The following is a 19,333-nucleotide window of genomic DNA, read 5'->3' as shown; positions in this document are numbered from 1 at the left end:
CTAAGCGTCCAGGAGTTGCGCGCAGCGCAGCAGGCCGATGTGGCTATATGCCTGAGGGTGATTGCCCAGTGCCCGCTCGGCGACAGGGTCATACTCCTCGGACAGCAGACCTGTCGGGCCCGCCGCGGCGACCAGACGGTCGAACAGCGCCTCGGCCTGTGACCGCTGATCTGTCAACAGGTACGCCTCCAGCAACCATGCCGCGCACAGATGGAAGCCGCCTTCGGTGCCCGGCAGCCCGTCATCGCGGTGATAACGATAAACGGTTGCGCCGCTGCGTAGTTCGGCTTCTGTCGCGACGACGGTTGCGGCGAAGCGCTCATCGGACGGATCGATCAGTCCCGACAATCCGATGTGCAGCGTGGCCGCATCGAGGTCGGTGCCGTCGTAGGCCGCGGTGAACGACTTGACCTCGTCGTTCCAGCCACGCTCGCGCACCTGTTCGGAGATGACGTCGCGCAGGGTCGCCCACCCCGGCGGCGCCTGCCGGCCGAACTCGGCGGCCAGCTTCAACGCCCTGTCCACCGTCAACCAGCACATCACCTTCGAGTACACGTGGTGGCGCGGTGCGCCGCGGATCTCCCAGATCCCGTGATCCGGCTCCACCCAACGGCTTTCGACGGCAAAGACCATCTCGCTGACCAGATTCCAATCCGCATCCGTCAACGGGTCAGCCGCGCCGAGTGCCAGCCGCCGATGACACAGATCGGAGATCAGCTGAACCACCGGCCCGAAAACGTCCAGCTGCACTTGGGCATTCGCGGCGTTGCCGACCCGTACGGGCCGAGACCCCGCATATCCAGGCAGGGAATCGATGACGGCCTCGGGACCGAGCATCGCCCCCGACAACGCATACAGCGGGTGCAGTCGCTCCGGCCCGTGCATGGTCTCGATCACGCCATGCAGCCAGTTCAGGTAACCCTCGGCCTCGGTGAGCGAACCCAGCGACACGAGCGCAGAAGCGGTCATCGCCGCGTCGCGGATCCAGCAGTAGCGGTAGTCCCAATTGCGGACCCCGCCGATTTCTTCAGGCAGTGACGTGGTCGCCGCTGCCATGATCGCGCCCGTGTCCGCGTGCACCAGGCCGCGCAACGTCAGCGCCGACCGCTTCATCAACTCCGGTTTCAGTGACGGCAAGCTCAGCGTGGAAACCCAATCGCGCCAGTGACTTTCGGCCCGTTCACGGCGCGACGAGTCATCGACCGGGCTCTCGGCCAGATCCTCCGTACCGCAGCGCAATTCCAGCACGCACGGGCCTTCCGACGGGTCGATCACCGCGCGCGCGGTTTCGTGGATGCCGTCGGGAACGATCTCCCATTCGACGGCAGGCGACCGCAACACCATCGGTTCGTTTGTCGCGAATACCCGCAGCCCGCCCTCGTCGGTGCGAATGTGAACCGGCGTCTGCGCGAACTCGGGGCGCGGCGCGAACTCCACGACGGCCTTGGCCTGGCCGCTGATGACCCGGATCAAATCCGTGCGACCCGCGCCGACATCGTGAGACAGATAGTCGGTGACAAGCAGGCTGGCCCAACGGGTTTCGACGGTCATCGTGCCGGCCACGTAGCGCTGGCTCAGCGGCAGCGCCTCGCGTTGCGGGCCGATCGCAAAGTGGCCGGCGTTCGCGTCGCCAAGCAGCCGCGAGAACACCGCCGCGGAATCGGCCTGCGGGTGACACATCCACACGACGTCAGCGTCGGGTGTCAGCAGTGCAACCGTGCGGGAATTGGACAGCATCGTCAGCCGCTCGATCGGCGTGCTGTGCCCGCCCAACAGCCAGGTGCGGCGTGCGTCGAGCAGTATCTCCAGCGCGGTCGCGACGTCGTCCGGCGACTCGATTCGATAACCGGCCAGCGTGTCCCCGTCACCGACCTTGATGCCGATGTCGGGACCGTGCAGCCGGCGAAACGCCTTCTCGTCCGTGACGTCGTCGCCGATGAACACCGCGGCCGACGCGCCCTGCTGATGGCGCAGGATGTCCAGAGCCTGACCCTTGTCGGTCTGAATCACCGCGAACTCGAGCACCGCCTTGCCCTCGGTGATCTGCGCGTCCCAGTGCTGCGCGGCGGTGTGCGCCTTGTCGAGCGCCTCGGCGGCGTCGGCAGGATCGGCGTTGCGCACATGCATCGCGACGCTGGCCGGTTTGATCTCGACCGCCACACCGGCGTACTCGGCCGCGATCGCGCCCAGGGTGTCCTTGATCTTCCTCAGCAGTGACTTGGCCGCATCGTCGATTGCGTGTACGAAGCCGGTGTCGAACTCCGAACCGTGGCTGCCGACCAGGTGCACCTCGGCGGGCATCCGCGACAACGTCGCAAGGTCACGCAGCGCGCGTCCGGAAATCAGCGCGGCAGCCGTCGACGGCAGCGCAGCCAGCTCGCGTAGCGCGGCCGCCGACTCCGCGAGGGGACGGGCGTCATCGGGATTGGCGACGATCGGCGCCATAGTGCCGTCGTAGTCGCACGCGACCAAGAGCCGCGGCACGCGTGCAACGGTGCCGAGCGCGCGCCTCAGCTCAGGTGGTAGCTCGGACGGCTCATAAGCCACCCGCTAAATCTTAGGGTGCTCCCCGTCGCCGATGAGCAGTCTCACGGCCAGGTCCAGCCGCTTGCTGACATCGGTCGCCGAGGCCCGGCGAGTTAGCCAGGCCAGCAGGTTCGACAACCAGACGTCCGAGATGACGCGGGCGATGTGGTACTGGTCCTCGGTGGGCTCGCCGTCACTCATGGCGCGGGCGAACATCGAATCCATCAACTTGCCGACGTGATCGACCTCACCGGCCGCCGACGCATCGGCGAATACGAACGCGCGGGTCATCGCCTCTGTGAGCAGCGGGTTGCGCTGCATCGCCCGGTTGAGCTTGCCAACCATGAAGCTCAGCCGCTGATACGGAGTGCCACCGGCCATGGCGGCACGGTCCGTCTTCGCGTCGATGCGCTCGAACTCCCGGCCCAGCGCCGACACCAGCAGGTGCACCTTCGACGGGAAATAGCGGTAGAGCGTGCCGACCGCGACATCGGCGCGTTCTGCGACCGCGCGCATCTGAACAGCCTCGTAACCACCCTTGGACGCGATGGCCAGGGTGGCGTCCAGGATGCGCTTGCGGCGCTCACGCTGCGCTTCGGAGCCGAGTTCCGACTCGGCCAGCACGGACACCGCCATCACCTGACGCGGCGTGGAATCAGACCCCGAAGACGGGTTGGTGTGTGCTGGGGACGACATCCGGCAGGTGGCTCCTTCATCTGATGATCTCGACAGAAACGATACGCACGCCGGTGGACAATTTCTTCCCTCCGTGCCCCGCCGACATCGACATGTCCTGCTGTAATGGCGGTCGACTTGACGGTCGAACGCTGGCACTATTAGAACACGTTCTAGTGAGAAGCACGCTCTTCTCGCCCAAACAATAGGAGCTACGTTGTCGGCCACCATCACTGACGAGCAGTTTGCCGCACGGGACCTGGTCCGTAGCTGGGCGGCCGGCTCCGGTGCCGTCCAGGCCGCGCGCGACGTCGAACAGGGTCAGGCTGACGCATGGCGCGCCCCCTACGAGGGGCTGGCGCAGCTGGGCATATTCGGCGTCGCCCTTTCCGAAGAGCACGGCGGCGCGGGCGGCACGGTCGACGACCTGTGCGCGATGCTCGACGCGGCGGCCGCCGCGCTGGTGCCCGGCCCGGTTGCGACGACGGCCCTGGCCACATTGCTCATCGGCGACTCACATTCGGACCTGCTCGAGGCACTGGCCTCCGGTGAGCGCACCGCAGGCGTCGCGCTGTCCACGGATCTGCGCTACGACGACGGCCGGGTGTCCGGCACCGCCGCATACGTGCTCGGCGCCGACGCGGGTGGGGTGCTGGTGCTCGAGGCCGACGAGCGATGGCTACTGGTTGACGCCGGCGCCGACGGTGTCGCCATCGAACTGCTGAAAGCCACCGACTTCTCGCGCCCGCTCGCGCGCGTGACGTTCGACTCGGCGCCCGCCGAAGTGCTCGATGTCTCGGCGCAGCGGGGCAGGGACGTCGCCGCGGCCGTGCTGGCCGCCGAAGCGGCTGGCGTGGCGCGCTGGACGCTGGAGACCGCCACCGAATACGCGAAGGTGCGCGAGCAGTTCGGCAAGCCCATCGGCAGCTTCCAGGCCATCAAGCACATGTGTGCCGAGATGTTGTTGCGGTCCAAGCAGATTGCGGTGGCGGCGGCCGACGCCGTGCGGGCAGCCGGGGATTCCGACGACCAGCAGTTGTCGATCGCTGCGGCTATCGCGGCCGCCACCGGCATCTGGGCGGCCAAGGCCAACGCCAAGGACTGCATCCAGGTACTCGGCGGCATCGGCATCACGTGGGAGCACGATGCACATCTGTATCTGCGTCGCGCATATGGCATTTCGCGATTCCTCGGGGGACACGATCACTGGCTGCGCCGCGTCGCGTCGCTGACGCAGGCAGGCGTGCGACGTGAGCTTCACATCGACCTGGATTCGGTCGAGCATCTGAAGCCCGAGATCTCAAGTCTGGTGGCCGAAGTCGCGGCCCTGCCGGTCGAGAAGCGTCAGCTTGCTCTGGCCGAGGCCGGCCTGCAGGCGCCGCATTGGCCGCGGCCGTGGGGCCGCGAGGCCTCGCCCGCCGAACAGCTGTTGATCGACCAGGAGCTGGCGGCCGCCGGGGTGGAGCGGCCCGACCTGGTCATCGGTTGGTGGGCGGCGCCGACCATACTCGAGCACGGCAGTCAGGAGCAGATCGACCGGTTCATACCGCCCACGCTGAGCGGCGAGCTGTTCTGGTGCCAGCTGTTCAGTGAGCCCGGTGCAGGCTCCGACCTTGCGTCGTTGCGCACCAAGGCCGTTCGCACCGACGGCGGTTGGCTGCTCACGGGACAGAAGGTCTGGACGTCGCGGGCGAGCTGGGCGCAGTTCGGCGTGTGCCTGGCGCGCACCGATCCAGATGCGCCGAAGCACAAGGGAATTACCTACTTTCTCGTCGACATGAAGACGCCGGGCATCGACATCCGGCCGCTGCGGGAGATCACCGGCGAAGACTTGTTCAACGAAGTGTTCTTCGATGACGTGTTCGTCCCCGACGAGATGGTCGTCGGGGAGGTGAACGATGGTTGGCGCCTTGCGCGCACCACGCTGGCCAACGAGCGGGTCGCGATGTCGCACGGCACCGCGCTGGGCAATCCAATGGAAGAGCTGCTGCGCCAAGTCACGACGGCCGAGCTCGACCCGTCCGATCAGGACCGGCTAGGCGAGCTGATCCGGTCGGCGCAAGTCGGCTCGCTGCTCGACCAGCGCATCGCGCAGCTGGCCGTCGGCGGCCAGGACCCTGGCGCAGAATCGTCTGCCCGCAAGCTCATTGGCGTGCGTTACCGCCAAGCGCTGTCCGAATTCCGGATGGAGCTGTCCGAGGGTGCGGGCGTCGTCGAGAACAACACCGTGCACGACTTCCTCAACACGCGCTGCCTGACCATCGCCGGTGGTACCGAACAGATCCTGCTCACACTGGCGGGCGAGCGCCTCTTGGGATTGCCGCGCTAACTGAACGTCGTCCAGGAGCAGGCGTCGGGTGACGTGATATTCACGCCGGCGTACACGACTTGGATGTGAGCGCAGACGATCTGATCGGCTGTCAGCAGCGGCTGGCCGGTGTGCCAGTCAGTCGGCTGGATCTGGCCGCTGATGAAGTACTTCTCCGGCGGACCACCGCCGAAGTAGATAGTCGTGATCTCTCGCGTGCCGGCGGACTTGAACACCCGGGTGTTGTCGGCGACGACCTGAGTCTCGAGGTAGTTGTTCCGGTTCATCGAGCGGACGGTGGTCGTCTGCCGTGCCCACAAGTCGCCGGGAAAACCTTCGACGGCGTCGCCGTCACGCCGTTGGGCCTGCGTCGTGAAGTAGCACTGCTTGTCGGGCAACGGACAGTTGAGCGTGGTGTGCATCTCCAGCGTGGTGCCGTCGGGCAGTGGGATCGATGAATCGGCGTTATTCGACTCGGCTGACGCGACCGCTGGCGTGCACAGCGCGATGGCCATCAACACACCCGCGCCCAACGGCCCGGCAAGGCTGCTGAAGCGTTTCACGATTGCTCCCTCCGGTGCGGCGAAATGGTAGCCCGCGGCCTATTCGTCGTAGGTGACTTCGACCGAATCCGATTTGGGCCGCGCTTGGCAACCCAGGATCAGGCCCTCGTCGAGGTCCTGCTGTTCGAGCACATCGTTGACTTCCATTTCGACGTCGCCGCTCTTCTTCAACACCGCGCACGCGCCGCAGTGGCCCTCGCGGCAGGAGAACGGCGCATCGAGCCCTTTGTCGAGCAACACGTCGAGCAGCTTGGCTTTCCGCGGCCACTGCACTTCGTGCCGTTCACCATCCAGCGTCACGATCGCGGTGGCGGGACCTTCGTCGCTGTCGTCTTCGTCGATGACGACCGCCGCGAACGGGTCAGACTCGAGCGACTTGAACACCTCGATATGGATGCGTTCCGCGCCGACGGTCTTCAGCGCCTCTTCCGCTGCCGCCATGAACGGGCCGGGTCCGCAGATGTAGGCGTCGTGGCCGGCATATGGCGCCGCGAGTCCGGCCAGCGCCGCCGCGCTCGGCAATCCCTGCACGGTTTCCAGCCAGTGCACGACGGTAAGACGGTCGGGGTACTTGGCGGACAGTTCGCGCAGTGCGCCGCCGAAGATCACCGAGTTCTCGTCGCGGTTGGCGTAGATGAGCACGACCTTGCCGCTGCCCTCGGACAACGCCGACTTGCAGATCGACATCATCGGCGTGATTCCGCTGCCTGCGCTCAACAGCAGGAAGTCGGTGTCGAGCGTCTTGGGGACGAACGTGCCCGACGGCGCCAGCACGTGGATCTTCATGCCGGCGTGGGCGTGGTCGCACAGCCAGTTCGACGCGTATCCGTCGACGGTGCGCTTGACGGTCACGGTCATCGGGTCGCCCGTGAACGGCGAGCTGCACAGCGAGTAGCAGCGAGCAACCGAGCCGGTGCGGTCGCTGGGCACCCGAAGCGTCAGGAACTGCCCCGGCGCATACCGGAGTCGTTCGGCCGGGATAGCGGCGCCATCGGGCACTGTGAACACCAGCGAGCGCGCGTCGGCGGTCTCCTCGACGACGTCGGCCAGCTGCAGCTCGAGCACGTGGCTACCGAGTGGCTCGTCCGTCACTGGGGACCCCTTCTTCCGGCCATAATTAGAACATGTTACAGAAATGAATGTCCGCAGGTCCAGCCGCCGCAGGAATGCGCTGCTCGACACAAATCGTAACGTGTTCTAATCTCTGTCTAGGTCTATCTCGGGAGGCAAATCAGTGACGTCCATTGAACAGCGTGACGTGCAGTCGGTCCTAGCCGGCATCGACGACTTGCTGCCACTGCTGCGCAAGCGCGCCCAGGAGACCGAGGATCTTCGCAAGATTCCCGAGGAGACGATCAAGGACCTCGACGACATCGGCTTCTTCAAGTTGCTGCAGCCCGAGCAGTGGGGTGGCTATCAGTGCGACCCGACCGCGTTCTACGAGGCGGTTCGCCGGCTCGCCAGCGCATGCGGCTCGACCGGATGGGTCAGCTCCATCGTCGGCGTCCACAACTGGCACCTGGCGCTGTTCGACCAGGAGGCCCAGCAAGAGGTGTGGGGCGACGACCCGTCGGTTCGGGTGTCGTCGTCGTACGCGCCGATGGGCGCCGGCCAGGTTGTCGACGGCGGCTATCTGGTCAACGGCTCCTGGAACTGGTCATCCGGTTGCGACCACGCCACGTGGACCTTCGTAGGCGGCCCGGTCATCAAGGACGGCAGGCCGGTGGACTTCGGTAGCTTCCTGATCCCGCGCACCGAGTACAAGATCGACGACGTCTGGCACGTGGTCGGGTTGCGCGGCACGGGAAGCAACACCCTTGTCGTCAAGGATGTGTTCGTGCCGACGCACCGCTTCCTGTCGTACAAGTCGATGAACGACCACACCGCCGGCGGCCTGAAGACCAACACCTCACCGGTGTACAAGATGCCTTGGGGCACAGTGCATCCCACGACGATCTCGGCACCGATCGTGGGCATGGCCTACGGCGCATACGAGGCACACGTCGAACATCAGGGCAAGCGGGTGCGTGCCGCGTTCGCAGGCGAGAAGGCAAAGGACGACCCGTTCGCGAAGGTCCGCATTGCCGAGGCCGCCAGCGATATCGACGCTGCGTGGCGCCAGCTGATCGGCAACGTCGCCGACGAGTACGCGCTGCTGTCTTCGGGCCAGGAGATCCCGTTCGACCTGCGTGCCCGCGCCCGTCGCGACCAGGTGCGTGCCACCGGCCGCGCGATCGCGTCGATCGACCGGCTGTTCGAGGCGTCAGGAGCCACCGCGCTGGCGAATACCGCTCCGATCCAACGCTTCTGGCGTGACGCGCACGCCGGACGTGTGCACGCTGCCAACGATCCCGAGCGGGCTTACCTGATTTACGGAAACCACGAGTTCGGGCTCCCGCCCGGCGACACCATGGTCTGATTGGCTGGTCTGATGACCTCCTTCGCCGCAGAAGCCGCACAACAGCAAGAGATCACGTTCGAATCGACATCGCACTACGCGCAGGTCCGCGAGGACATGCGGCTGCACTACCACGAAGCCGGCGTCGGTAACGACCAGACGATCGTGCTGCTGCACGGAGGCGGACCGGGTGCGTCGAGCTGGTCCAACTTCGGACGCAACATCGCCGTGCTGGCGCAGCATTTCCACGTGCTGGCCGTCGACCAGCCCGGTTACGGTCACTCGGACAAGCACACCGAGCACGAGCAGTACAACCGCTACAGCGCCACCGCGGTGCTGAACCTTTTCGACCATCTCGGCCTGGAACGTGCTGCGCTGGTGGGCAATTCGCTGGGCGGCGGCACCGCGGTACGGTTTGCGCTCGACAACCCTGATCGTGCGGGCCGGCTGGTGCTGATGGGTCCTGGCGGGCTATCAGTGAACCTGTTCGCCCCCGATCCGACCGAGGGTGTGAAGCTGCTTGGCAAGTTCACCGCCGAGCCGACGCGCGAGAACATGGAGAAGTTCCTGCGCATCATGGTCTACGACCAGAAGCTCGTAACTCCCGAACTGATCGAGGAGCGCTTCCAGATCGCCAGCCAGCCCGAGTCGCTTGCCGCGGCGCGGGCGATGGGAAAGTCGTTCGCGGGTCCCGACTTCGAGCTGGGGATGATGTGGCGTGAGGTGTACAAGCTGCGTCAGCGGGTACTGCTGATCTGGGGTCGTGAGGACCGTGTCAATCCGCTCGACGGAGCACTGGTCGCCCTCAAGCAGATCCCGCGGGTGCAACTGCATGTCTTCGGGCAGTGCGGGCACTGGGCACAGTTGGAGAAGTTCGACGAATTCAACAAGCTGACTGTTGACTTCTTGGGAGGCGGATCGTGAGCATCCGGTCGCTGGGTTATCTGCGCATCGAGTCCACCGATGTCGCGGCTTGGCGCGAATACGGGCTGAAGGTGCTCGGCATGGTCGAGGGTAAGGGCCAGACCGAGGGCGCGCTCTATCTGCGGATGGACGAGTTCCCGGCCCGGCTGGTGATCGTGCCGGGTGAGCACGACCGGCTGCTGGAGTCCGGCTGGGAGACCGCCAATGCCGCAGCGCTGCAAGACATCCGCAACCGGCTCGACCTCGAAGGCACTCCCTACAAAGAGGCCACCGCCGCTGAGCTGGCCGACCGTCGCGTCGACGAGCTGATCCGGTTCCAGGATCCGTCGGGCAACACGTTGGAGGTGTTCCACGGCGCGGCGCTGGAGCACCGTCGCGTGGTCAGCCCCTACGGACACAAGTTCGTCACCGAAGAACAGGGCCTGGGGCACGTGGTGCTCACCACCCGTGACGACGCGGAGTCGCTGCACTTCTACCGCGACGTGCTCGGGTTTTATCTGCGTGACTCGATGCGGCTGCCGCCGCAGCTGGTCGGCCGGCCTGCCGATGGCCCTCCCGCATGGCTACGCTTCTTCGGTGTCAATCCACGACACCACAGCCTGGCATTCATGCCTGGCGAAACACCAAGTGGCATCGTTCATTTGATGGTCGAGGTGCAGAGCCCCGATGACGTCGGGTTGTGCCTGGACCGCGCGCTGCGGCGCAAGGTGCCGATGTCGGCGACACTCGGCCGTCACGTCAACGACAAAATGCTGTCCTTCTACATGAAGACGCCGGGCGGCTTCGACGTCGAATTCGGCTGCGAAGGACTGAAGGTCGACGATCATGACTGGATCGCCCGCGAAAGCACAGCGGTCAGTCTGTGGGGTCACGACTTCAGCATCGGCTTCAAGGGCTAGTGACACCCGAACCGCTAGACCCTCGCACATTCCGTAATGTGCTCGGGCAGTTCTGCACCGGGATCACTGTGATCACCACGATGCACGACGGCTCGCCGATCGGATTTGCGTGCCAGTCGTTCGCGGCGCTGTCGCTCGAGCCACCGCTGGTGTTGTTCTGTCCGACGAAGGTGTCGCGGTCGTGGCAGGCGATCGAGGCGAGCGGCCGATTCTGTGTGAACGTGCTACACGAGAACCAGAAGGACGTCTCCGCGCGGTTCGGATCCAAGGAGCCGGACAAATTCGCCGGAATCGAATGGCGCCCTTCCAAACTGGGCTCACCCGTCATCAACGACACGCTCGCGCACATCGACTGCACGGTGCATTCTGTGCACGACGGCGGCGATCACTTCGTCGTGTTCGGCGCGGTACATTCGATGTCCGACGTGCCTCACAAGAAGCCCAGACCGCTGCTGTTCTACCGCGGTCAGTACACCGGCATCGAGCCCGACAAGAACACGCCGGCTCAGTGGCGAGACGACCTGGAGGCGTTCCTCACCGCCACCACCGACGACACCTGGCTGTAGCGACGTTCTCAGCTACGGCTGGTAAAGACCCCACACCCCGGTCGAGGACGGGCAGTAGATCAGGTAGCCGTCGTCCGATGTAGCGAACTGCCGATCGATCTGGTCCGGCAGGCAGGCTGCCCCGATGCGCTGGACGCCAACCGGTATGACCGACAGGGACCATTCACTTCCATTGCAGACGATCTGACCAGCCGAGGGGTCGTAGGCGAGTTTGTCGAAGTCGTTACACGGTTGTTCGACCTGCGGGCCGAGCGGAGGGGCAAGCCCAGGTAGGGCAGCCGCCGTAGGAATCGCCGCGGCGGAAAGCCACGCGAGTGCCAAGCCAACGCCGCATACGGCGGCCCTCACCGATTTTGTCGACACGATTGTTCCCCCATATTGTTCATGCTCCCCGTCCCAGCGCACATTAACGCCTTTGCCTACTGGGAGGAGTTACTTTTCGGCAAACCCCACAGGGGATGCCAACGGCCTGGCGTCGGGTACGGCCAATCGGGCGCTAGATGCAGCCCGCCGCGCAGGGGTTGGCCGGCGGAAGCGAGTCCGGTGGCGGCGCGTTGGGGTCGACAGCTTGCTGCTGGGTGAGGTCGATGTCGTGGTCCAGCTCGGGCGCGACGGGGACGAACCGGCACAAGAAGTTGATGGCCAATTCGCACGGGTTGCCTGGCTCGGCGGTGGCCGGCGCGGCGAACAGCAGGCCCGCCGTTAGAGCGCCAACTGCGGCGATCACCGCCTTCTTCACCATCGCGTCACCCTAGCGCTTGCTTCTCGATGAAGTCCACGATGGTCGCGGCCACCTCGGCGTGAACGGCCTCGTTGAGGATGTCGTGATGCGCGCCGGGGAAGTCCGCGACCTGCAGTGCGTCGATCTGCTCTGCGTAGGCATGCACAGCACTAATCGGCGCAATCGGATCGTTTTCGCCGTGTATCGCCACCGTCGGAACGGACAACGTCGGCAGCTCCGCGCCGAACCGGTCCCACGCCCTGTCGAGTTCACGGGCCAGCGGCTTGCCGTCGGCATCGACGAACGCCAGTGGGTCGTTCTCCATTGAATCCAGATAGAACGGGTCGCCGGACAGCCAACTGGGATCGAGGTCCAAATCGCTGTCGGTGTCGAGCAGTTCGGGGACGGGAACCAGCGGCGCACCGGAGATCACGCCGGCTCGATAGCGATCCGGTTGCCCCAATAAGCGGAACAATGTCACCACCGCACCGAACGAATGCCCCTGGGCGACGAGCGGCAGCCCCGGCCGGGCGCCTTCTGCAAGTTCGGTCAATGTGTCGGCCAGATCCGAGCTGTCTTCGATCGAACCGAAATCACCCCGATTGCCAGGACTCAGGCCGTGGCCGAACTGATCGACGGCCCACAGGTCGATGCCTGCGGCATTCAGGGCGAAGCCGTAACGGTGGTAGACGCCCGTGTGCTCGCCGAAGCCATGCAGGAAGATGACGGCGGCGCGCGGCTCGGCGGCGGCCCAGTGCCGGTAGTACGCCCGGCCCTTGGGGTGATCGATGAACGGCATGAGTTGACGCTAGCGCGCACCCAGCAGCACGTCGCGCTGGTCATCCATGCGAGCGCGGATCGCGTCGACGACGGCCGCGACTTCCGGCCGGCGCAACGTCTCGGGACGGGTCACGAGCCAATACGTCAGCCGGATCGCCACTGCGTCGGGCAGCACACGGATCAGGTCGTCGTGGCGGTCAGCCATGAAGCACGGCAGCAGGCCGATGCCTGCGGCAGCGCGGGTCGCCTCCACATGCACGAAAACGTTTGTCGACGTGACTGATTCGCGCATCGCGGGAGCGAAACTCGTTGCCCGGTCGAGATCGTCGACCTGCAGCATCGAGTCGATGAAGTAGACCAGCGGGTAGTGCGCAAGGTCCGCGACACTCGTCGGCGTGCCGTGCTCCGCTAGGTAGTCACGGGCGCCGTATAGGCCGAGGCAATAGTCACCAAGCCGGATCGCCTTGGCGCGGTGCACCTTCGGTTCACCGACCACGACCTCGACGTCGAGGCCCGACCGCTGTTGGGTGGCGCGTCGGGTTGCCGCCACGATCTCGACGGCCACGCGCGGATGCTTGCGCTGCACCTGGGCCGCTGCCGGGGCCGCGATGTATGCGGAGAACCCGTCGGTCGCCGATATCCGCACCACACCCTCCAATGTGCGCGCGCCGGCGGAGTCGACCGTCAGCGAGCGGACCGCCGTTTCGACGGCTTCGGCCGCGGCCAGCGCTTCCCGGCCGAGGTCGGTCAGCTCCCAGCCGCCGCCGACGCGCGCCAGCACCCGGCCGCCGATCGACTCTTCGAGCGCGGCGATGCGGCGGGAGATGGTGGTGTGATTCAGTCCGAGCTCCTCAGCGGCGATGTTGTAGCGCCCAGAGCGGCCGACGGCCAGCAGCACCAGCAGGTCATCGGCGCTGGGGCGGCGGCTGGACGAGGGACCGGTCATTTCTGCATTTTTGCAGATGGCTCCTGCAGATTTGGCCATTGCGCCGTCAAGCACCTGCATGAATACTCACACGCATCTGTGTGCCGCGTCACAACGAGGAGCCTGAATTGACCATCAGCACCGAGACCACCGAAGGTGAACGCGAGTCCATCCCGACCGGCCTCAAGCGAGTGGTTGCCGCCTCGATGGCGGGCACCGTCGTCGAGTGGTACGAGTTCTTCCTCTACGGCACCGCCGCCACGCTGGTTTTCGGCAAGATCTTCTTCGCCAAGAGCGACAGCGACCTCGACGCGATCATCGCCGCGCTGCTGACCTACGCGGTCGGCTTCCTAGCTCGCCCGCTAGGCGGCGTGGTTTTCGGGCACTTCGGTGACAAGTACGGCCGCAAGAAGCTGCTGCAGTTCAGCCTCTTGATGGTCGGCGCGGTGACGGTTCTGATGGGATGTCTGCCGACGTTCGCACAAGTCGGTTATTGGGCTCCGGTGTTGCTCGTGACACTGCGGTTCCTGCAGGGCTTCGCAGTTGGGGGCGAATGGGGCGGCGCGGTGTTACTGGTCGCCGAGCACAGCCCCAACCAGAGTCGCGCATTCTGGGCCAGTTGGCCGCAGGCCGCAGTGCCAGTCGGAAACATGCTCGCGACTGTGGTGTTGCTGGTGCTCAACGGGACACTGTCGGATTCGGCATTCCTGTCGTGGGGATGGCGGGTCGCATTCTGGTTGTCGGCGGTGGTGGTGCTGGTCGGCTACTACATCCGGACGAAGGTCACCGACGCGCCGATCTTCCTCGAAGCGCAGCAGGAGGTCGAACGGGTCAAGGCCGTCTCCTTCGGCGTCGTCGAGGTGCTAAAGCGTTATCCCCGAGGCGTTTTCACCGCGATGGGCCTGCGGCTGGCCGAGAACATCATGTACTACCTTGTGGTCACCTTCTCGATCGTCTACCTCAAGGAACAGGTACACGCCAACACCGCCGACATCCTGTGGTGGCTGCTGGCCGCGCATGCTGTGCACTTCATCGTCATTCCGCAGATCGGCAGGCTGTCCGACCGTTACGGCCGGCGTCCGGTGTACTTCGTCGGCGCTCTCGCGGCGGGCACGTGGGGTTTCTTCGCGTTCCCGATGATGGACACCGCGAACTATCTGCTGATCATGAGCGCCATCATCATCGGCCTGGTGATCCACGCGATCATGTACGCCCCGCAGCCGGCGATCATGGCCGAGATGTTCCCGACGCGGATGCGGTATTCCGGTGTGTCCCTTGGCTATCAGGTCACTGCGATCTTCGCCGGCTCGCTGGCACCGTCGATCGCAGCGGCCCTGCTCAAGGCGTACGACTCCTCGGTGCCGATCGCGGTCTACCTGGCGGCGGCCGCCATCGTCACACTGATCGCCGTCTACTTCACCCGTGAGACCAAGGGCATCGACCTGGCCTCGATCGATCAGGCCGACCGCGAGGAACTCGCCAAGGCTGGCGTCGTATGACGGACCTGAGCGGCCGCTCCGCACTGGTCACCGGTGGCGCGAGCGGCATCGGTGCGGCCTGTGCGCGCGAGCTTGCCGCCCGCGGTGCGACGGTCACCGTCGCCGACGTCGACGAGGTCGCAGCCAAGAAGCTGGCTCAGGACATCGGCGGAAAAGCCTGGGCCGTCGACCTTCTCGACGTCGCGCAGCTGGAGACCCTTCGGCTGGAGACCGACATCCTGGTCAACAACGCCGGCGTGCAGAGCATCGCCCCGATCGAGGACTTTCCGCCCGAGGTGTTCCGATCGATGATGGCGCTGATGGTCGAAGTGCCGTTTCTCCTCATTCGCGCGTCGCTGCCCCACATGTATGGGCAGAAGTTCGGCCGCATCATCAACATCTCGTCGGTGCACGGCATTCGGGCCTCCGAGTACAAGGTCGCCTACGTCACGGCCAAGCATGCACTCGAAGGCCTGTCCAAGGTCACCGCCTTGGAGGGCGGCCCGCATGAGGTGACGAGCAACTGCGTAAACCCTGGATATGTGCGAACGCCACTGGTGACCAAGCAGATCGCCGACCAGGCCCGCACACACGGCGTTCCCGAGGACCAGGTGGTGGCAGATATCCTGCTGAAGGAAAGCGCGATCAAGCGGCTCGTGGAGCCAGAAGAGGTTGCCGACCTGGTCGGATGGCTCGCCTCGCCGGCCGCGGGCATGGTGACAGGCGCCTCGTACACGATGGACGGCGGATGGAGCTCTCGATGACCGATTCGCCCCAATGGGTCCCGACCGACGAAGACATCTCGCGTGCGCGGGTGACGGACTTCGCCCGGTTCGTGCAGCAGCGCACCGGTGTCTCCGCCGTCGACTACAAATCACTGTGGCAATGGTCGGTCGATGATCCGGCCGCGTTCTGGGCCTCGCTATGGGATTACTTCGAGCTCGGCGACCGGCCCGATCGGGTGCTCGACGATGCACAGATGCCGGGCGCGCGATGGTTCACCGGCACGCAGCTCAACTACGTCGACCAGATTGTCCGCAACGCCCGCACCGACCGCCCCGCGATCCTGTACGTCAGCGAGGATGAATCCGTCACCGAACTGTCCTGGGCCGAATTAATCAGCCGCACTGCGGCTTTCGCAGATCGACTTCGGTCACTTGGGGTGGCCACGGGAGATCGTGTCGTGGGGTACCTGCCGAACATCCCGGAGGCGGTCATCGCGTTCCTGGCGACGGCCAGCATCGGCGCGATCTGGAGCGCCTGCGGCCAGGATTACTCGGCCAAGGCTGCGCTGGATCGTTTGGGTCAGCTGGAGCCGGTAGTGCTGGTGACGTCGGAGGGCTACCAGTATGGCGGGAAAACGCACGACAAGCACGACGACATCGCCGCTCTGCAAGCAGGCCTGCCGACGCTGAAGGCCACCGTGATGGCGTCAGAGCTCGCGGCCACGGTCGATCACCCGCTGCAGACCGTCCCAGTCGATTTCGACCATGCGCTGTGGATCCTGTTCTCGTCGGGCACCACCGGCTTGCCGAAGGGCATCATGCACGGGCACGGCGGCGTACTGCTCGAACACTTGAAAGCAATTGCGCTGCAGTCGGATATCGGGCGCGACGACACGTTCTTCTGGTTCACCAGCCCTAGCTGGATGATGTGGAATTTCCAGGTGGCCGGCCTGCTCGTGGGTGCGACCATCGTCTGCTACGACGGCAGCCCCACCTTCCCGAAGCCCGACGCGCTGTGGGACATCGCGGCCCGCGTCCGGGCGACGGTCCTCGGGACAAGTCCGGGCTATGTGCTCGGTTGCGCCAAAGCCGGCGCGGTGCCACGCAAGGAGCATGACCTATCGGCGCTGCGGACGGTCGGCATCACCGGCTCGTCATTGCCGCCGTCGTCGTCATTGTGGTTGGGCGACAACGTCGGTGAGCATGTCCAGGTTGCGTCGATCAGCGGCGGAACCGATGTGGTGTCGGCGTTCATCGGCGGCGTGCGGACCGTGCCCGTGTGGCCGGGGGAGCTGTCAGCACCGTATCTGGGCGTGGCGTTGGATGCCTGGGACGAATCCGGGAAGCCGGTGCGTGGCGAGGTCGGCGAGCTGGTCATCACGAAGCCGATGCCGTCGATGCCAGTGGCGTTTTGGAACGATGCTGACGGATCACGCTATCGCGCAGCGTATTTCGAGATGTTTCCCGGCGTGTGGCGTCATGGCGACTGGATCACGATCACCGAGCACGGCAGCATCATCGTGCACGGCCGGTCGGATTCGACGTTGAACCGGCACGGCATCCGCATGGGCAGCGCGGATATCTACCAGGCTGTCGAGCGCCTGCCGGAGGTCGCGGAGGCGCTCGTGATCGGCGCAGAGCAACCCGACGGCGGGTACTGGATGCCGCTGTTCGTGGTACTCGCCGATGATGCGGAGTTGACCGACGAGCTACAGGAGCGCATCAAGGCCACGATCCGCTCCGAGGTGTCGCCGCGGCACGTCCCCGACGAAATCCTTGTCGCGCCCGGTGTTCCGCACACCCGCACCGGCAAGAAGCTCGAGGTGCCGATCAAGAAGCTGTTCCAAGGCGCCGACCCCGCGAACGTGGTGGAACGCAGCGCCGTCGACGACCCGGCACTGCTCGACTGGTACGCGGACCAGAAGCGCTAACGGCCCCGCCAATCCGGCTTGCGTTTTTCGCGCCATGCCCGAATACCCTCGGCCACGTCCTCGGTGACCGCGACCACCTTGCGCATGGTCTCACCGAAGCGAACCGACTCGATCCAGCCCATGTCCGCGGTGCGCCACGCCACCTCCTTGGTCGCGCGCTGAGCCAAGGGTGCGGCCTCCGTGAGGGTTTTGGCCCACGTCCGGGCCTCCTCCTGCAGCTGTTCAGGCTCGACCAGCTTCCACACCAAACCGACTTCCTTGGCCCGCTGGGCGCTCATCGGTTTGCCTGTCAGCAGCAACTCCATGGCATTGGCCCAACCGACCCGCTGCGGGAGCCGGATGGCCCCGACGATGGTGGGGACTCCGATGGACACCTCGGGGAAGGAAAACACCGCGTCGGTCGTGGCAATCACGAAGTCGCAGAAGAGCACTCCGGTGAGCCCATAGCCGATGCACGGCCCGTGTACGGCCGCGATCGTCGGCTTGAACAGTTCCATTCCGCTCTCGAAAGAGTTGATCGTGGGCTTTTCCCAAAAAGTGCCGCCAAACGTGCCGACCGACCCCTCGCCGTCCTTCAGATCGCCGCCGGCGCAGAAGACATCCCCGTTCGCCGTCAGGATCGCCACCCAGGCTTCCTCGTCGTCGCGGAACCGGTCCCAAGCCGCATTCAGGTCTTGCCGCAGGGCGCCGTTGATGGCATTGCGCGCTTGCGGGCGATTGAGGGTGATGGTCGCAATGTGGTCTTGGAGCTCATAGGTAACCAGGCTCATGGCCGCAGCTTAGTTCGCTAGAGCCAGCTGCCGATGCGGCGCAGAGCCTCGTCGATATCGCCCGTCGGGCCTGCGAACGACAGCCGGACGAACGCGCCGCCGCGGACGGTGTCGAAATCGATACCCGGCGCGATCGCAACACCGGTGTCCTCCAACAGCTTTGAGCAAAACGAGAGCGAATCCGTGGTCAGATGCGAGACATCGGCGTAGACGTAGAATGCGCCGTCGGTCGGCGCCACTTTGTCGATGCCGATCTTACGAAGCCCATCGAGCAGCAGCTGGCGATTCGCCGCGTAGTGATGCAGCAGCGCATCGGCCTCCGCCACCGATTCCGGCGTGAACGCCGCGACGGCGGCGACCTGCGCCAGTGCCGGCGGGCAGATTGTGAAGTTTCCCGTCAAGCAATCCACCGCACGCTGCAGCTCCTGCGGCACCAGCAGCCAGCCGAGCCGCCAGCCAGTCATCGCGAAGTACTTCGAGAAGCTGTTGACCACCACGGCATCTCGTGACGTTTCCCACGCGCAGCTGGTCGCCGGTGCGCCCTCGTAGACCAGCCCGTGATACACCTCGTCGCTGATCAATCGCACACCCGAGGCCTCACACCACGACGCGATCGCCGCGAGTTCGCCAGGTGGAATCACCGTCCCTGTCGGGTTGGCCGGGCTTGCGACGATTACGCCTTTGATCGGCGGGTCCAGTTCTCGCAGCATCTGCGCGGTCGGCTGGAACCGGGTGTCCGGCCCGCAGGGGATCTCAACGACCTCGCAGCCGAGCGCCGACAGAATATTGCGGTAACAGGGATAACCGGGACTCGCGATGGCCACCCGGTCGCCGACGTCGAAGCACGCCAGGAACGCCAACAGGAACCCGCCGCTCGAGCCGGTGGTGATCACGACGTCATTCGGGTCGACATCGAGGCTGTGCCGGTCCTTGTACGAACCCGCGATCGCGGTCCGCAGCTCCGGAATGCCGAGTGCGACGGTGTACCCGAGTGGGCCGCTGTCCAAAGCCTCCTTGGCGGCATCTCGCACGGCAGCGGGTGCGCCCGCACTCGGCTGGCCGGCCGACAGGTTGACCAAATCGCCGTGCGTGCGCTGGCGCTCGGCGGCGGCCAGCCACACGTCCATCACATAGAACGGCGGAA

General features: G+C 65.5%; 18 protein-coding genes. 8 read left to right on the top strand and 10 right to left on the bottom strand.

Going from position 1 to position 19,333, the window contains the following annotated elements:
• Positions 1–2,547 (bottom strand): trehalose-phosphatase, encoded by a 2,547-nt coding sequence (otsB, locus tag ACWW36_RS06600; RefSeq protein ID WP_456140785.1) that lies wholly within the window; start codon positions 2,545–2,547, stop codon positions 1–3.
• A gap of 3 nt (positions 2,548–2,550) precedes the next feature.
• Positions 2,551–3,156, bottom strand: a complete 606-nt coding sequence (gene kstR / locus ACWW36_RS06595) for a cholesterol catabolism transcriptional regulator KstR (RefSeq protein ID WP_456142386.1) — start codon at positions 3,154–3,156, stop codon at positions 2,551–2,553.
• A gap of 262 nt (positions 3,157–3,418) precedes the next feature.
• Here kstR and ACWW36_RS06590 point away from each other — a divergent pair, with 262 nt between their 5' ends.
• A complete protein-coding gene (locus tag ACWW36_RS06590; protein ID WP_456140784.1) occupies positions 3,419–5,530 on the top strand; it encodes an acyl-CoA dehydrogenase family protein in 2,112 nt (703 codons plus the stop codon).
• Here ACWW36_RS06590 and ACWW36_RS06585 read toward each other — a convergent pair.
• Positions 5,527–6,072: a hypothetical protein gene (locus ACWW36_RS06585; RefSeq protein ID WP_456140783.1), complete on the bottom strand. Its 546-nt coding sequence runs from the start codon at positions 6,070–6,072 to the stop codon at positions 5,527–5,529. The two genes, ACWW36_RS06590 and ACWW36_RS06585, sit on opposite strands and share 4 nt — an antisense overlap.
• A 39-nt stretch (positions 6,073–6,111) precedes the next feature.
• Positions 6,112–7,164: a 2Fe-2S iron-sulfur cluster-binding protein gene (locus ACWW36_RS06580; protein WP_456140782.1), complete on the bottom strand. Its 1,053-nt coding sequence runs from the start codon at positions 7,162–7,164 to the stop codon at positions 6,112–6,114.
• A gap of 142 nt (positions 7,165–7,306) precedes the next feature.
• Between ACWW36_RS06580 and hsaA the strand changes: the two genes are divergently transcribed.
• The 4 genes from hsaA to hsaB are packed head-to-tail and all read left to right on the top strand — an operon-like array spanning position 7,307 to position 10,859.
• Positions 7,307–8,491 carry a 3-hydroxy-9,10-secoandrosta-1,3,5(10)-triene-9,17-dione monooxygenase oxygenase subunit gene (gene hsaA / locus ACWW36_RS06575; protein ID WP_456140781.1) on the top strand — a complete coding sequence of 395 codons (1,185 nt, stop codon included), beginning with the start codon at positions 7,307–7,309 and terminating at the stop codon, positions 8,489–8,491.
• Between the two features lie 12 nt (positions 8,492–8,503).
• Positions 8,504–9,394, top strand: a complete 891-nt coding sequence (gene hsaD, locus ACWW36_RS06570; RefSeq protein WP_456140780.1) for a 4,5:9,10-diseco-3-hydroxy-5,9,17-trioxoandrosta-1(10),2-diene-4-oate hydrolase — start codon at positions 8,504–8,506, stop codon at positions 9,392–9,394.
• Positions 9,391–10,293 (top strand): iron-dependent extradiol dioxygenase HsaC, encoded by a 903-nt coding sequence (gene hsaC, locus ACWW36_RS06565; RefSeq protein ID WP_456140779.1) that lies wholly within the window; start codon positions 9,391–9,393, stop codon positions 10,291–10,293. Before hsaD ends, hsaC begins: the two co-directional genes overlap by 4 nt.
• Entirely contained in the window at positions 10,293–10,859 is a 567-nt protein-coding gene (gene hsaB, locus ACWW36_RS06560) for a 3-hydroxy-9,10-secoandrosta-1,3,5(10)-triene-9,17-dione monooxygenase reductase subunit (protein ID WP_456140778.1), read from the top strand. Before hsaC ends, hsaB begins: the two co-directional genes overlap by 1 nt.
• A 12-nt stretch (positions 10,860–10,871) precedes the next feature.
• Here the strand turns inward: hsaB and ACWW36_RS06555 are convergent, their stop codons facing one another.
• From ACWW36_RS06555 to ACWW36_RS06540, 4 genes are all read right to left on the bottom strand, one after another.
• Complete coding sequence (locus ACWW36_RS06555) at positions 10,872–11,222, bottom strand: hypothetical protein (protein WP_456140777.1); 351 nt, start codon at positions 11,220–11,222, stop codon at positions 10,872–10,874.
• Between the two features lie 133 nt (positions 11,223–11,355).
• Entirely contained in the window at positions 11,356–11,601 is a 246-nt protein-coding gene (locus ACWW36_RS06550; RefSeq protein WP_456140776.1) for a fibronectin-binding protein, read from the bottom strand.
• Positions 11,602–11,605: 4 nt separating this feature from the next.
• A complete protein-coding gene (locus ACWW36_RS06545; RefSeq protein ID WP_456140775.1) occupies positions 11,606–12,379 on the bottom strand; it encodes an alpha/beta fold hydrolase in 774 nt (257 codons plus the stop codon).
• A 9-nt stretch (positions 12,380–12,388) separates the two neighbouring features.
• Entirely contained in the window at positions 12,389–13,345 is a 957-nt protein-coding gene (locus ACWW36_RS06540) for a LysR family transcriptional regulator (RefSeq protein ID WP_456142385.1), read from the bottom strand.
• 146 nt (positions 13,346–13,491) lie between these two features.
• Between ACWW36_RS06540 and ACWW36_RS06535 the strand changes: the two genes are divergently transcribed.
• The 3 genes from ACWW36_RS06535 to ACWW36_RS06525 are packed head-to-tail and all read left to right on the top strand — an operon-like array spanning position 13,492 to position 17,419.
• Entirely contained in the window at positions 13,492–14,784 is a 1,293-nt protein-coding gene (locus ACWW36_RS06535; RefSeq protein ID WP_456142384.1) for an MFS transporter, read from the top strand.
• Positions 14,781–15,527 (top strand): 3-hydroxybutyrate dehydrogenase, encoded by a 747-nt coding sequence (locus ACWW36_RS06530; protein WP_456140774.1) that lies wholly within the window; start codon positions 14,781–14,783, stop codon positions 15,525–15,527. Before ACWW36_RS06535 ends, ACWW36_RS06530 begins: the two co-directional genes overlap by 4 nt.
• A complete protein-coding gene (locus tag ACWW36_RS06525) occupies positions 15,524–17,419 on the top strand; it encodes an acetoacetate--CoA ligase (protein ID WP_456140773.1) in 1,896 nt (631 codons plus the stop codon). The genes ACWW36_RS06530 and ACWW36_RS06525 overlap by 4 nt, the downstream gene beginning before the upstream one ends.
• On the opposite strand, the gene ACWW36_RS06520 is transcribed toward ACWW36_RS06525, so the two are convergent.
• Together ACWW36_RS06520 and ACWW36_RS06515 are read right to left on the bottom strand one after the other, a co-directional pair.
• Entirely contained in the window at positions 17,416–18,189 is a 774-nt protein-coding gene (locus ACWW36_RS06520) for an enoyl-CoA hydratase/isomerase family protein (protein ID WP_456140772.1), read from the bottom strand. The two genes, ACWW36_RS06525 and ACWW36_RS06520, sit on opposite strands and share 4 nt — an antisense overlap.
• A 17-nt stretch (positions 18,190–18,206) precedes the next feature.
• Complete coding sequence (locus tag ACWW36_RS06515) at positions 18,207–19,316, bottom strand: pyridoxal phosphate-dependent aminotransferase (RefSeq protein ID WP_456142383.1); 1,110 nt, start codon at positions 19,314–19,316, stop codon at positions 18,207–18,209.
• Between the last annotated feature and the right edge of the window lie 17 nt (positions 19,317–19,333).

Source organism: Mycobacterium sp. MMS18-G62, assembly GCF_053877835.1.
This window is presented reverse-complemented; position numbering and strand designations above follow the sequence as displayed.